This window comes from Rhodoferax sp. RT4P68, assembly GCF_056521305.1.
Window position 1 is genome coordinate 131,881 of sequence record NZ_JBWMBB010000013.1, and the last position, 14,119, is coordinate 145,999.

The window sequence follows — 14,119 nt, forward strand, 5'->3', positions numbered from 1 at the left end:
TATGCACAAGATTGCACGAACCGAATTGCGGTCCGGCGCATTGGCGCAGCGCGGCGCATCATTGATCACGGTCATGCTGCTACTCATCGTCGTTTCGGCATTGGGAATCGGTGCGGTGCAGATTTCCATGATGGGCGAACGCAGCGCCCGCAACGACCGCGACATGCAGGTGGCTTGGCAGGCCACAGAAGCCGCCCTGATGGACGCACAGTTCGACATCCAAGGCGACGGAGCACTCACCAATACGATCAGCAGCCGCAGCGCAACCTTCGGCAAAGCACCCCTGACACCGCCATTGGTCGGGATGTTTTCTAAAGCCTGCGGCACCACTGGCGACGAAACAGGGCTTTGCGATGCCCGCGAGGTACCAGTGAACGACCCACCTCCATGGCTGGCCATCGACTTCACGCCAGGCAGCACCCCATCTGTCGAATTCGGCACTTTCACGGGCGCTTCATATCCCCACAGCGGAGGCGTGCGCTCGGCCCATGCGCCGCGCTACTTGATAGAACTTCTGCAGGACTACAACGCCGGCCTCGACGCACTGGACAAATCCAAACAGAGCGCTCACTACATGTATCGCGTGACGGCCATGGGGTTCGGGCCGCGCGAGGATATACGTGCGGTGGCTCAGATGTTGTTGCGTCCCTGATTTGGCGAGAACCACCATGACGACCCCAGCCTACCCACAGTCCAAAGCCCAGCGCCAAAGCGTGCCGCAGCATGCGTGGCGGCGTGCGAGCACCTGGCTGCGACACCGCGCGATCTTGTGGGTCGTCTTGCCGACGGCAGCGCTGCTGACTGTGATCGCAGTCACGCATGCCAGCACATCCGGCCCCTTGATGTTGCTCACCGCAGATCCGCCATTTGCGGCCAGCACCAGCGAGAAGCCGGCAATTGCGCTTGCGTTGTCAGTTGAGTTTCCAACAGTGGGCGCGCAGTACATTGGCACGGCCGGCTCCGCGACCGACGCGACTTACTCCAACACCAACGAATACCTTGGCTACTACGACGCGGAGGCCTGTTACAGCTACAACAATGCGCCGAGCGAGACCCCGCCGTCGGGCATGACCGCACCTGACCTCAAGCGCTTCGACCGCACCGGTCCCGCCACCGCCCGCCAGTGCAGCGACGGATTCAGCGGCAATTTCCTGAACTGGGCGACAAACTCCGCTGTGGACATGCTGCGCATGGCCTTGTCGGGCGGCGACCGCTACATCGACACACCTGACCTCACCATCCTGCAGCGTGCGGTCATTCCCAATGTCGACAACGACCCGACCTGCATGTGGAACTCTGGCAACTTTCCAGCCAAGCGCGTGCAACGCAACGGCGGCGGCACCGACGCCTACTGGGGTGCCGTGCCGCAAGCCATGATCACCGCAGCGAACGGCGACGACATCTGGGTCGCCAATACCCTCAACCGCATCTACTTCAAGGCGGGGACCGCAAGAAGCGGAAGCTGCACTGCCACGACCGACTACCGGCTCACCGGGGCGGGATCCACCATCGGCCCGATCACCGCCAACCGCTATGACAGCCAGGGCACTGCGGTCACCAACTTCAATGGAACTCTGTGCGCAACCGAGGCCGGCACCTGCAGCTTCACGGGCAAGATGGAGGTGCTGTATGGCGCGCCCACAAGCGGGAACATCGCCGGCGGTTGGATCACCTTCCTGGCCTCCAACGGTGCCGCCTGCACCAACAACGTCACTGGAACCTTCGTGGATCCAGCGCCGGGCATCGCCAAGAACTGTTACTTCCGTCCCTACACGGGCGCCAACACCTGGACCCCTCCAGCCACACCCGGCAGCCTGAATTCAGAAGGCTTCTTTTTCTCGCGGGTTCAGGTTTGCAACGTGGATGCAGCAGGCGTGCTGGAGGACGCGCGCAACTACGGCCCCGACATCACGTTCTGCCGCCAGTACCCGAACGGCAAGTACAAGCCCAGCGGCGCCATCCAGAAATACAGCGAAGACTTGCGCCTCGCCGCGTTCGGTTACGTGATGGACCAAACCCCCAGCTACAACAGCGGCGGGCGCTACGGCGGCGTGCTGCGCGCGCCGATGAAGTACGTCGGCGCCAAAACGTTCGACGAGAACGGCGTCGACAACACGCCCTCAGGCGGCAACCCCGCGAAGGAGTGGGACACCACCACTGGGGTGTTCTATGCCAATCCCGATGGCGACACGACGCAGGCCAAGCCGATCAGCGGGGTCATCAACTACCTCAACAAATTTGGTCGCACCGGGCCGGTGCAGGGGCGCTATAAGCGCTACGACCCGGTGGGCGAACTGCACTACGAGGCGCTGCGTTACCTGCAAGGCCTGCAGCCTTCGGCCGATGCAGTCAGCGGCCTGGCGACAGTTTCGGCCCTGTACGACGGCTTTCCGCTGTTCACTGCGTGGACCGACCCCTATGGCGGCACACGCACCAACACATCTGACTATTCATGCTTGAAGAGCAACATCGTGGTGGTGGGTGACATCAATACGCACGACGGTGGCCGCCTACCCGCTGTCAGCGCAGCGAACAACATTCCTGACATCAACCTCTGGCGGGGGATCGTCCAGGCGTTCGAGCGAAACACCGCGACCAACTACACAGACGGCCAAGGCGCCAGCCGCACCACCGGCAACCCCAATGGGGCCAACAACAACGTACCCGTGGCGTACTACGACAGCCAGATCATGGGGACGGCCTACTGGGCGCACACGCACGACATCCGAGGGGCAGACTGGACCAATGACACGGCCAAACAGCGGCCCGGCCTGCGTGTGAAGACCTTCCTTTTCGACGTCAACGAAAACGGGTCCCAGAACGACGCGACCAGACGGCGCACTGGCAACCAGTTCTTCCTGGCAGCGAAATACGGAGGCTTCGAAAGTCAGCAGCCGCTCAACGGCAGCAAGACCTACAACACCAAGGGCAACCCGTTCCAGACGGAGGATGGGGCCAACAACAATGACGTATGGCAAAAACCCTCAGACCCCGGCGAGGCCGGTACGTACTACCTGCAAAGCAGCGCGCGCGGCGTGCTCAATGCATTCGAGGACATCTTCGGGCGCGCGGCCACGGCAGCGCGCAGCATCGCCCCCCGCCCTGTCAGCAACAACAACTTAGTTGACCAAACGGGCCTGTCCTTCGAAGCGTTCTACAACACGCTGGATTGGAGCGGCGACCTCAAGGCCTACGACATGTCGGCCTCGAATGGCGTGCTGACCGTGATCGCCCAGGAGGCCTGGTCGGCCAGCGCCGAACTGTCGAAGCGCGACCAAAGCAGCAGTCCACGCAACATCGTCGTCGGCCATAGCGGGGGGGCTTCTACGCCAAAAGCGATCGCCTTCACCTGGGCGGCTGTCAATGGCTCAACGAACACCACCATTCGGGACGCGCTGAACCGGCCCGCTGCAGGCTCTCCTGTCGACAACCTGGCACAGGACCGGCTGGCTTTCCTGCGTGGCGATACCAGCAAGGATGGCACCACGTTCCGCCAGCGCAACAACAAGCTGCTGGGCGACATCATCAACTCGGGGGGCGTGTACTCGGGCAGCCCGAATCGGTCGATCAGCGGCACCGGATACTCGACGTTTGCCAGCAGCAATGCATCCCGTACTTCCGCCGTGTTCGTCGGCGCCAACGACGGCATGCTGCACGCCTTCAACGCAGAGAACGGCACGGAACTCTTTGCCTACATCCCCAGCTGGCTGGTACCCAACCTGCCACTGCTCAGTAGCAAGACCTATCTCAATTCGCACAAAGCTTTCGTAGATGCGACGCCGGCTGTCGGCGAGGCCGATCTGGGCACACCGACAACAAGCGACTGGAGGACCGTACTGGTGGGCGGCACTGGCGCCGGTGGCAAGGGCGTGTATGCCTTGGACGTCACCAACCCTGCTGCGTTCGGCGCGGCCAACGTCATGTGGGAATTCACGAACGCGGACGACGCAGACCTTGGCCATGTCACCGGCAGTCCGCGCATCGTAAAGCTGCGCACGAATGCGCCCAGCGTGGCGACTGCCACCTACAAGTGGTTTGCGATCGTCCCCGGTGGGGTCAACGGGACCAATCCATCGATCTTCGTGCTCGACCTGGCCAAGCCGGCCGGTACGGCTTGGACGCTCGGCAGCAACTACTACAAGATCACGCTGCCGGTCAATGCAACGTTGAGCACCACACTGTCCAGCGGCGTCACGCAGCTGACGGCTGAAATCGGCACGGCTGGCGAAGCTGTGCGGGTCTATGCGGGCGACCTGCATGGCCGCCTGTGGCGGCTCGAGTTCAGGCAAGTTGGCACCGCCGACTGGAACATGTCCAAGTTGACGGCGTTCAGTACCAGCTATGGCTCGGATGGGCTCCCGACTGGGACCCCGTTGCCGCTGTACATCGCAACCAACGCGGGGGGCCAGGTCCAGCCGATCACCATGGCGCCGTCGGTGCTCTATGGTGGCACCGCAAGCACCAACATCATCGCGTTCGGCACCGGCAAGCTCATGGAAGCCAGCGACAACACGTCCACGACCACGCAGTCGTTTTATGCGCTCTTCGACAACATCGGAACCGGCATGCAGGGCAAGGACACGTCCAACACGTCGAGCGCGGTGATCCAGGGCCGCGCGCGGCTCAAGGTCGGGACGGTCAACACCAGTGCGCGCACCGTCAATGTCGATGCTTTCAAGTGGGGGCGCCGAACCGACCAGGACGTGACCGGCAGCACGTCGATCTATTCGGGCTGGGCATTCGATTTTCCGGACACGGGCGAGCGCGAGATCTACAACGCTGTTGTCAACGGCATCAACCTGGCATTCAACACGGTGCTCCCCGTGAACACGACTGCGGCCGCGTGCAGTAGTTCAGGCCGAAGCAACAGCTACAGCGTTGACATCTCCACGGGGGACGGCAGCTATACCTCTCACCAAGAGCCTCTGTCCCAGCCCAACTTCGTGATCACCAATGTCGAGTACGCCACGCAGGGGGGCTTCCGGCAGGAGATCACCACGGGCTCTGCAGGACGCGGGGTGCGTAGGGTGACGAAGGTCGACGTTGGGACGGGTAAGGCTTCCGATGAAAGCGTGTTTGTCGGCCGTCTGAGCTGGCGGCGCATCAACAACTACGACGAGCTGCGGTAATGCCCACATCCACCAACGCCAACAACCGGGATCTCGGCCGGCAAAGCGGCTTCACTCTGATCGAACTGATGATCACGGTCGCGATCGTCGGGATCCTCGCGAGCATCGCTTATCCCGCATATACCGACTCTATTCTGAAGGGCCGCCGTGCTGAAGGGCGGACTGCTCTGATGGAACTGATGCAGCAGCAAGAGCGTTACGCAACGCAGCGTAACGAATACATGTGCTGGCCAGGATCGGCTCCTTGCAAATCCGTCGCCGACGCGAAGCTGGTGTTCAAGGTCTTCAGCGGCGACAAGGAATCCGGCGCTGCTTACACATTGACCGCCAGCATTTGCGCCGCCGGTGTTGACATCAGGGATTGCGTGCGGTTGAACGCCACGCCGTCGCGCCCAGACCCAGCAGCAGGCGTGCTGTCGATCACCAGCGTTGGCGAAAAGAGCTGCGACGGCACCAAACCTGCACTGTGTTGGAAATGAACAAGCTACGCGGCTTCACGCTGCTGGAGTTGATGGTGACGATTGCCATTGTGGCCATCGCGATGAGCGTCGCCGTACCCAGCATGCTGGAGTTCCAACGGCGGGCGGAGCTGACCACAGCCACCAACACACTCTCAAGCGCACTCAACGTAGCGCGTAGCGAGGCCATGAAGCGTTCGATGATGGCGTTTGTGGTGCCATTTAGTGGTACCGACTGGAACACGGGGTATCGCGTATTCGTGGACAAAGACCGCACAAGCACTTACGACGCCTCGAAGGACGAGACCGTCACGACCCAACAGGCGAGCCTTGGAGCTCTTGACGCCAATCTTGAGCTCACCGGCAGCGGCAGCGCCGCCGGAACCGCTCCTGCCTTCATATTTGACGCGACAGGCTACCTGCGCAACTCCGCGTTTGGCTTTGCAAGCGCCGCTGTCACGATCACGCGGCGCGACACCAAGGGGACCGCTGACGAACCTAGACAGACCCGCAACGTGATGGTGGCGCAGACCGGGCGCGTGCGCACCTGCACCCCTTTTCCTGCTTCAGAAGCGACCACCAACTGCAACCCCGCCTCCCCCTGACCGCTGTCCGCCCCCGTGACCCCGCCCCTCATGCAGGAAGCCCTCGCGCTAGCCCAGCGCGCGCTGACCCTGTCCAACCCCAACCCCCGCGTCGGCTGCGTCATCGCCACCCCTGGCGGCCAGGTGCTCGGCCGCGGCCACACCCAGCAAGCCGGCGGCCCCCACGCCGAAATCATGGCCCTGCGTGACGCCCAATCGCAAGGCCACAACGTCGCCGGCGCCACCGCCTGGGTCACCCTGGAACCCTGCGCCCACCACGGCCGCACCGGCCCGTGCTGCGACGCGCTGGCAGCCGCCGGCATCGCCCGTGTCGTGGCCGCCTGCACCGACCCGAACCCACTGGTGGCCGGCCAGGGCCAGGCGCGCCTGGCAGCCGCCGGCGTGCAAGTGGAAACCGGCCCTGGTGCCGAGCCCGCACGCGAGCTCAACCTGGGCTTCTTCAGCCGCATGCTGCGCAACACCCCCTGGGTGCGCATGAAGACCGCCGCCTCGCTCGACGGCACGACGGCACTGGCCGATGGCCGCAGCCAGTGGATCACCGACACACCGGCCCGCGCCGACGGCCACGCCTGGCGCGCCCGTGCCTGCGCCGTGCTGACCGGCATCGGCACCGTGCTGCAAGACGACCCGCTGCTGGACGTGCGTCTGGCCGAGACCACGCGCCAGCCCCACCTGGTGGTGGTCGACAGCCAGCTGCAACTGCCGCTGCAAGCCCGGCTGTTCGAACCTGACCGTCAGCTGTGGGTCTACACCGCCAGCGACGATGCCGACAAAACCGCCGCCCTGCTGGCCCGCGGCGCCACCGTCACGCGCCTGCCCGGCATCACACCCGACACCGCCACCAAGGTCGACCTGGCCGCCATGCTGCACGACCTGGCGCTGCGCGAGGTCAACGAACTGCATGTGGAGGCTGGCACCAAACTCAATGGCTCTTTGCTACGCGAGCAGCTCGTCGACGAGCTGCTGGTCTACCTGGCGCCCAAGCTGATCGGTCCCGGCATGGGCGTCGCCAGCCTGGCGCCGCTGGCGGATCTGGGGCAGGCCATGGCACTGGATTTCCGTGCCGCCGACATGGTCGGGCGCGACTTGCGCATCCTCGCGCGGCTGAGCGGACGCGACGTGTTCTGACCGCTTCAGAGGCCCCGCCAGGCCCGCCGCGCAAAGCCTGCGAAAATGCGCGGCTATGTTCACGGGAATCATCACCGCTGTGGGGCGCATCGCCGCTGTCCACGACCTCGGCAGCTCCTTGGCCTATGGCAAGAGGCTCAGCATCGCCGTGCCGCCCGGCTATCTGGACGATGTGGGCCTGGGTGACAGCATCGCGCTCAACGGCGCCTGCATGACGGTCACCTCACTCGACACTGCCGCCCTCACTTTCACCATCGACGTCTCGGCCGAATCCCTGGCCCGCACTGCGGGGCTGGACACCACCGGCCGCGTCAACCTCGAAAAAGCCTTGCGCGCGAACGACCGTCTGGGGGGGCACATCGTCTCTGGCCATGTCGACGGCTTGGGCCGCGTCAGCCGCTTCGAGCAGGTCGGCGAAAGCTGGGCGCTGGACATCCACGCCCCCGCAGATCTGGCGCGCTACATGGCCTACAAGGGCTCGGTCACGGTGCAGGGCGTGAGCCTCACGGTCAACACCGTGCAGGACGTGGCCGACGGCTGCCTCATCAGCATCAACCTCATCCCCCACACGGTGGAGAGCACGACACTGGGCGAGCTGCGAGCGGGCTCACCGGTGAACCTGGAAATCGACACCATCGCGCGCTATGTCGAGCGCATGTTGCGCCTGAACCCTGTGGCGCCGACCCAAGAGCCTTCATGACTTCCATCCTCACCCACCTCACGCCCGCCGCGATCTCCCCTGTCGAAGACATCGTGGCCGAGATGCGCGCCGGCCGCATGGTCATCCTCGTCGACGAAGAAGACCGCGAGAACGAGGGCGACCTGGTCCTGGCCGCCGACCACGTGACGCCGGATGCGATCAATTTCATGGCCCGCCACGCGCGCGGGTTGATCTGCCTCACGCTGTCGCGCGAGATGTGCGAACGCCTGCACCTTCCGCCGATGGTGGCGCGCAACGGCACCAAGCACGCCACCGCGTTCACCGTCTCCATCGAGGCGGCCGAGGGCGTGACCACCGGCATCTCGGCAGCCGACCGCGCGCGCACCGTGCAAGCCGCAGTGGCCCGCAACGCCACCGCCGCCAACCTGGTGCAGCCCGGCCACATCTTTCCGCTGCAGGCTGTGGATGGCGGCGTGCTGATGCGTGCCGGCCACACAGAGGCCGGTTGCGACCTGGCCACCATGGCGGGCTGCAGCCCGTCGGCCGTGATCTGCGAGGTCATGAACGACGACGGCACCATGGCGCGCCTGCCCGACCTGCAGGTATTCGCAGCGCAGCACGGCCTGAAGATCGGCACGATTGCCGACTTGATCGAGCACCGCAGCCGGCACGAATCGCTGGTCGAGCGCGTGGGCAGCCGCGAGATCCAGACCGCGTTCGGCCCGTTCACGGCCCATGCCTACAAAGACAAGCCCAGCGCCAGTGTGCACCTGGCGCTGGTCAAGGGCAGCTGGCAGGCGGATGACAACCTGGCCGTGCGCGTGCACGAGCCGCTGTCGGTGCTGGATTTGCTGGAGGGCGACCGCTCCATGCACTCGTGGAGTCTGCCGGCCAGCCTTGCGCACATCGAGGCGCAGGGCAAGGGCGTGATCGTGCTGCTCAACTGCGGCGAAAGCGCAGCCGACTTGCTGGCCCAGTTCGAAGGCACGGCCCGCTCAGCGCAGGCCCCGGAACGCGGCCGCATGGACCTGCGCACCTACGGCATCGGCGCGCAAATCCTGCGGGACTGCGGCGTGCACCGCATGCAGCTGATGAGCCACCCGCGCCGCATGCCCAGCATGGCCGGCTACGGCCTGGAGAACACCGGCTACCTCACCCCCGAATCCCACAAGGACACCGCATGAAGGGCGCCAACCAGGCCGAGCGCGCCAACACCGATGCGCTGATGACCGGGCAGGGTCTGGCCATCGGCATCGTGCAGGCCCGCTTCAATGCCGAGATCACCGACGCGCTGGCCAGCGCCTGCACCAGCGAGCTGCATGCCCTGGGCGTGGCGGATGCCCAGGTGACACATGTCAGCGTGCCCGGCGCGCTGGAGGTGCCGGTGGCGCTGCAGGCCATGGCCGCCTCGCGCCGCTTCGACGCGTTGATCGCGCTGGGCTGCATCGTGCGCGGCGAGACCTACCACTTCGAGCTGGTGGCCAACGAATCCGGCGCCAGCGTCAGCCGCATTGCGCTGGACCACGGCATCCCGATTGCCAACGCCATCCTGACCACCGAGAACATGGAACAGGCGGTCGCCCGCCAGACCGACAAGGGCCGGGACGCAGCCCGCGTCGCGGTTGAAATGGCCCGACTGCTGGAACAACTGAAATGACCGAACCCGACGACGTGGGCGCCCTGCCCTCAGCCCCGCCCGAACGCCAGACCCGCACCGGCCGCACCGCCACCGGCGCCCGCAAGGCTGCTGCCAAGAATCCGCGCAGCCGCGCACGCGAATTCGCGTTGCAGGCGCTCTACCAGCACCTGGTGGGCCGCAACGCGTCCACGGACATCGACGTGTTCACGCGCGATCTGTCGGGCTTTCACAAGGCCGACGCTGTGCACTACGACGCGCTGATGCACGGCTGCATCGCCGAGGCCACCGAGCTCGACGCGCTGATGCAGCCGTTGCTGGACCGGCCGATGGCCGAGATCTCGCCCGTCGAACACGCCGTGCTGTGGATCGGCATCTACGAGATGCGCCACTGCCTGGACGTGCCGTGGCGCGTGGTGCTGAACGAATGCATCGAGCTGGCCAAGGAATTCGGCGGCACCGACGGGCACAAGTACGTCAACGGCATCCTGAACGGGCTGGCGCCCTCGCTGCGTGCCACCGAGGTGCAGGCCGACCGCGGGCGTGAGAGACCTGCCAAGCCGCAGGCCGACGCATGAGGATCTCGCGCCGGGCGCAAGCGATCGAGCCGTTCTACGTGATGGAGGTCGCCAAGCAGGCGGCTGCGCTGGCACGTGAGGTCGAGGGCAGTGACAGGCCCATGGTGTTCCTGAACATCGGCGAGCCAGACTTCACCGCCCCACCCCTGGTGCAGGAAGCCGCCGCCCGCGCCATACGCGACGGCCGCACGCAGTACACGCCCGCCACCGGCCTGCCGGCGCTGCGCGAGCGCATCAGCGGCTGGTATGCCGAGCGCTTCGGCGTGGCGGTGCCGGCCTCGCGCATCGTGGTCACGGCCGGCGCCTCGGCGGCGCTGCAGTTGGCCTGTCTGGCGCTGATCGAAGCCGGCGACGAGATCTTGATGCCGGACCCGAGCTACCCCTGCAACCGGCACTTCGTCAGCGCTGCCGAGGGCCGCTCTATCTTGCTGCCGACCACGGCTGAAGAGCGCTACCAGCTCAGCGCAGACAAAGTGGCGGCGGCCTGGAATGCGCACACGCGTGGCGTGCTGCTGGCATCGCCCTCCAACCCCACGGGCACCTCGATCGCCACCGAAGAGCTGCGGCGCATCCACGAATTCGTGGCCCAGCGTGGCGGCATCACGCTGGTCGATGAGATCTACCTGGGCCTGTCGTACGACGCCGCATTCGGCCGCAGCGCGCTGGCGCTGTCGGACCAGATCGTCAGCATCAACAGCTTCAGCAAGTACTTCAACATGACTGGCTGGCGCCTGGGCTGGCTGGTCGTGCCCGAGGCGCTGGTGCCGGTCGTCGAGCGCATCGCGCAGAACCTGTTCATCTGCGCCAGCACCGTCGCCCAGCATGCGGCGCTGGCCTGCTTCGAAGCCGAGAGCCTGGCGCTGTACGAGCAGCGGCGCGCCGAGTTTCGCGCCCGGCGCGACTTCTTTGTGCCGGCCCTGAACGCATTGGGCCTGCCGGTGCCGGTGGTGCCCGACGGCGCCTTCTACGCCTGGGCCGATTGCTCGGCCGCCTGCCACAAGCTGGGCGTGAAAGACAGCTGGGACTTTGCCTTCGAAGTCATGCGGCGCGCCCATGTGGCGGTGACGCCGGGTCGCGATTTCGGGCAGGCGACGACTGCGAACTTCATCCGCTTCTCCACGGCCAGTTCGATGGCGCACTTGCAGGAAGCGGTCTCGCGGCTGCGCACGCTGCTGGCATGAGCGTGCACCGCAGTGCGCAGCACGCAGGCACTCCAGTGAGCGCAGGTTCGGCCTTCACCTTCCCGGTCCGCGTGTACTGGGAAGACACCGACGCCGGCGGCATCGTGTTCTACGTGAACTACCTCAAGTTCTTCGAGCGCGCCCGCACCGAATGGCTGCGCGCCAAGGGCGTGGGCCAGCGCGCACTCAAGGACGACGTGGGCGGCATGTTCGTCGTCAGCGAGACCCAGGTGCGCTATCTGCGCCCCGCACGCCTGGACGACCATCTGCTGGTCACCGTGCGCGTGGAACGTTTCGGAGCCGCCTCGCTCCTACTGGCGCAACAGGTGCTGGCAGGCGACACGCCGGGCGGGCCCGTGCTGTGCGAGGGCCAGATCCGCATCGGCTGGGTCGACGCCACCACACTGCGCCCTGCGAGAATCCCGCCCTCTCTTTTGGAACACATCGCCACATGATTCAGCACTCACCCCGAACTGCCTCGCAGAGCCGCGCCGCATGAACCAGGACATGTCAATCCTCACGCTGGTGCTGAACGCCAGCTTTGTCGTGCAGATCGTGATGGTGCTGCTGATCGGCGTCTCGATCGCCAGCTGGGCGGCCATCTTCCGCAAGCTCTTTGCGCTGAAGAAGGTCAACGGCCTGAACGAGGAGTTCGAGCGCGAGTTCTGGTCCGGCAAGAACCTCAACGAGCTGTACGCGGCGGCCACGCAGAACGCCAAGAGCGCCGGCCCCATGGAACGGATCTTTGCCAGCGGCATGCGCGAATACCAAAAGCTGCGTGAGCGCCGCATTGCCGACCCCGGCACGCTGATGGACGGAGCGCGCCGCGCGATGCGGGCCAGCTTCCAGCGTGAGATGGACGTGATCGAATCCAATCTGTCGTTCCTGGCGTCGGTGGGCTCGGTCTCGCCCTACGTCGGTCTGTTCGGTACGGTCTGGGGCATCATGCACGCCTTCACCGGCCTGGCCAGCCTGCAGCAGGTGACGCTGGCCTCGGTGGCGCCAGGCATTGCCGAGGCGCTGGTCGCCACCGCCATCGGCCTGTTCGCCGCCATTCCGGCCGTGATCGCCTACAACAACTTTGCGCGCGACATCGACCGCATCGCGATCCGGCTGGAGACCTTCATCGAAGAGTTCTGCAACATCCTGCAGCGCAACGTGGCGACGCAATCGCCTTCGGGACACTAGAGCATGACACCTCTACGCTCATCGCTTCGCGTATCGCTGCCGCCCGAGGGGGCGCGTCAATGCCTTCGGGCGGCCGGGCAGCACTGACATGCCCGCCATGGCATCCAGAGGCCGCGGCCGGCGGACCATCAACGAGATCAACATGGTGCCGTTCATCGACGTCATGCTGGTGCTGCTGATCATCTTCATGGTGACGGCGCCGATGATCACCCCCAGCCTGATCGACCTGCCCAGCGTCGGCAAGGCCGGGCGCCAGCCGGACAAGGTGATCCAGGTCCTCATCAGCAAAGACGAGCGCCTGGAGATCAAGGATGCGGACAGAACGCAACAGGTCACGGTGCGCGAGCTGGCTGCCGCCGTTCGGCGCGCGCAGGCCGGTGATGCGAACACGCCCGTGGTCATCAGCGCCGACCGCAGCGTGAAGTACGAGACCGTGGTGAAGGCCATGGACAGCCTGCAGAGGGCCGGGGTCGCCCGCGTCGGCCTGTCGGTACAACTGGGCAGCGGCCAGTAATCCAAGGATGTCGACACTGCTGCACCACGCGCCGCTGGATCCGTCGAGCCTGACGCCGCCGCCGCCGCCCGGCATGCTGCGTGCACTCGGCCTGGCCCTGCTGGCGCACGCGCTGCTGATCGCCGCGCTGACTTGGGGCGTCAACTGGCAGCAGCAGGAGAGCCCCGCCGTCGAGGCCGAGATCTGGTCGTCCGTGCGCCAGCAGGCGGCACCCCGCGCCGTCGAACCGCCACCGCCTCCCCCGGCACCCGCGCCCCCCAAGGCCGCACCCACGCCCGCCCCTGCGCCACCCAAGGCCGCACCACCGCCGCCGGACACCAGCGTGCGCGACGCGCAGATCGCCCTGGAGCGCGACAAGAAGGAGCGCGAGCGCAAAGAGCGCGAGCAGGAGCTGATCCAGCAGCGCAAGGCTGTGGAGAAGAAGCGGCAAGAGCAGCAAGAGGCGCAGGCCGAGCGCGCGGCGCAAGAGAAGTCCGAACGCCTGGAGAAGGCGGCCAAGGACAAAGCCGCGCGCGAGAAGGCCGACAAGGCGGCACGGGAAAAAGCCGAGAAGGCGGAGCAGGCTGAGAAGGCCGAGCGCGCCGAGAAGGCCGCACAGGAGAAGTCCGAGAAGGCTGACAAAGCCGCTGCCGAAGCCCGCCGTCAGGACAACATCCGCCGCATGCAGGGCATGGCCGGCGCCAGTGGCGGTGCCACCGCCACCGGCAGCGCCCTGCAATCCACCGGGCCCTCGGCCAGCTACGGCGCCAAGGTGTCGGCCCGCGTGCGGCCCAACATCGTCTTTGCCGATGACGTGAACGGCAACCCGGCCGCCGAGGTGGAAGTGCGTGCCGCGCCCGACGGCACCATCGTCGGCAAGCGCCTGGTCAAGTCCAGCGGCAACAAGGCCTGGGACGACGCGGTGCTGCGAGCCATCGACAAGACCGAGACGCTGCCGCGCGACACCGACGGCCGTGTGCCTTCGCTGCTGGTGATCAGCTTTAAACCCAAAGACTGAGCAGACAAGAAAAGGCCCGCGGATGCGGGCCTTTTCCTGGGCTG

General features: G+C 65.8%; 14 protein-coding genes. All 14 read left to right on the top strand.

The window, feature by feature from the left end; translation table 11 throughout:
* Window position 1 precedes the first annotated feature (1 nt).
* The 14 genes from AC099J_RS24525 to tolA all read left to right on the top strand — a co-directional run bounded on the left by AC099J_RS24525 (window position 2) and on the right by tolA (window position 14,075).
* The gene (locus tag AC099J_RS24525) at window positions 2-652 is read left to right on the top strand and encodes a pilus assembly PilX family protein (protein WP_479617908.1); all 651 of its coding nucleotides are present in this window, start codon (window positions 2-4) and stop codon (window positions 650-652) included.
* 16 nt (window positions 653-668) lie between these two features.
* The gene (locus AC099J_RS24530) at window positions 669-5,129 is read left to right on the top strand and encodes a pilus assembly protein (RefSeq protein WP_479617909.1); all 4,461 of its coding nucleotides are present in this window, start codon (window positions 669-671) and stop codon (window positions 5,127-5,129) included.
* Complete coding sequence (locus AC099J_RS24535; protein WP_479617910.1) at window positions 5,129-5,608, top strand: type IV pilin protein; 480 nt, start codon at window positions 5,129-5,131, stop codon at window positions 5,606-5,608. The genes AC099J_RS24530 and AC099J_RS24535 overlap by 1 nt, the downstream gene beginning before the upstream one ends.
* Window positions 5,605-6,192, top strand: a complete 588-nt coding sequence (locus AC099J_RS24540) for a GspH/FimT family pseudopilin (RefSeq protein ID WP_479618008.1) — start codon at window positions 5,605-5,607, stop codon at window positions 6,190-6,192. The genes AC099J_RS24535 and AC099J_RS24540 overlap by 4 nt, the downstream gene beginning before the upstream one ends.
* A gap of 30 nt (window positions 6,193-6,222) precedes the next feature.
* Window positions 6,223-7,320: a bifunctional diaminohydroxyphosphoribosylaminopyrimidine deaminase/5-amino-6-(5-phosphoribosylamino)uracil reductase RibD gene (gene ribD, locus AC099J_RS24545; protein WP_479618009.1), complete on the top strand. Its 1,098-nt coding sequence runs from the start codon at window positions 6,223-6,225 to the stop codon at window positions 7,318-7,320.
* 55 nt (window positions 7,321-7,375) lie between these two features.
* Window positions 7,376-8,020 carry a riboflavin synthase gene (locus tag AC099J_RS24550; protein ID WP_479617911.1) on the top strand — a complete coding sequence of 215 codons (645 nt, stop codon included), beginning with the start codon at window positions 7,376-7,378 and terminating at the stop codon, window positions 8,018-8,020.
* Window positions 8,017-9,165 (top strand): bifunctional 3,4-dihydroxy-2-butanone-4-phosphate synthase/GTP cyclohydrolase II, encoded by a 1,149-nt coding sequence (ribBA, locus tag AC099J_RS24555; RefSeq protein ID WP_479617912.1) that lies wholly within the window; start codon window positions 8,017-8,019, stop codon window positions 9,163-9,165. The genes AC099J_RS24550 and ribBA overlap by 4 nt, the downstream gene beginning before the upstream one ends.
* Window positions 9,162-9,638, top strand: a complete 477-nt coding sequence (gene ribH / locus AC099J_RS24560) for a 6,7-dimethyl-8-ribityllumazine synthase (RefSeq protein WP_479617913.1) — start codon at window positions 9,162-9,164, stop codon at window positions 9,636-9,638. Before ribBA ends, ribH begins: the two co-directional genes overlap by 4 nt.
* Window positions 9,635-10,195: a transcription antitermination factor NusB gene (gene nusB, locus AC099J_RS24565; RefSeq protein ID WP_479617914.1), complete on the top strand. Its 561-nt coding sequence runs from the start codon at window positions 9,635-9,637 to the stop codon at window positions 10,193-10,195. The genes ribH and nusB overlap by 4 nt, the downstream gene beginning before the upstream one ends.
* Entirely contained in the window at window positions 10,192-11,376 is a 1,185-nt protein-coding gene (locus AC099J_RS24570) for a pyridoxal phosphate-dependent aminotransferase (RefSeq protein WP_479617915.1), read from the top strand. The genes nusB and AC099J_RS24570 overlap by 4 nt, the downstream gene beginning before the upstream one ends.
* Entirely contained in the window at window positions 11,373-11,831 is a 459-nt protein-coding gene (ybgC, locus tag AC099J_RS24575; protein ID WP_479617916.1) for a tol-pal system-associated acyl-CoA thioesterase, read from the top strand. The genes AC099J_RS24570 and ybgC overlap by 4 nt, the downstream gene beginning before the upstream one ends.
* Before the next feature lie 52 nt (window positions 11,832-11,883).
* Complete coding sequence (tolQ, locus tag AC099J_RS24580; protein WP_479617917.1) at window positions 11,884-12,564, top strand: protein TolQ; 681 nt, start codon at window positions 11,884-11,886, stop codon at window positions 12,562-12,564.
* Window positions 12,565-12,652: 88 nt separating this feature from the next.
* Window positions 12,653-13,078 carry a protein TolR gene (tolR, locus tag AC099J_RS24585; RefSeq protein WP_479617918.1) on the top strand — a complete coding sequence of 142 codons (426 nt, stop codon included), beginning with the start codon at window positions 12,653-12,655 and terminating at the stop codon, window positions 13,076-13,078.
* Between the two features lie 7 nt (window positions 13,079-13,085).
* Window positions 13,086-14,075, top strand: coding sequence for a cell envelope integrity protein TolA (gene tolA, locus AC099J_RS24590; protein ID WP_479617919.1), 990 nt, complete (start codon window positions 13,086-13,088; stop codon window positions 14,073-14,075).
* The last annotated feature ends 44 nt before the right edge of the window (window positions 14,076-14,119 follow it).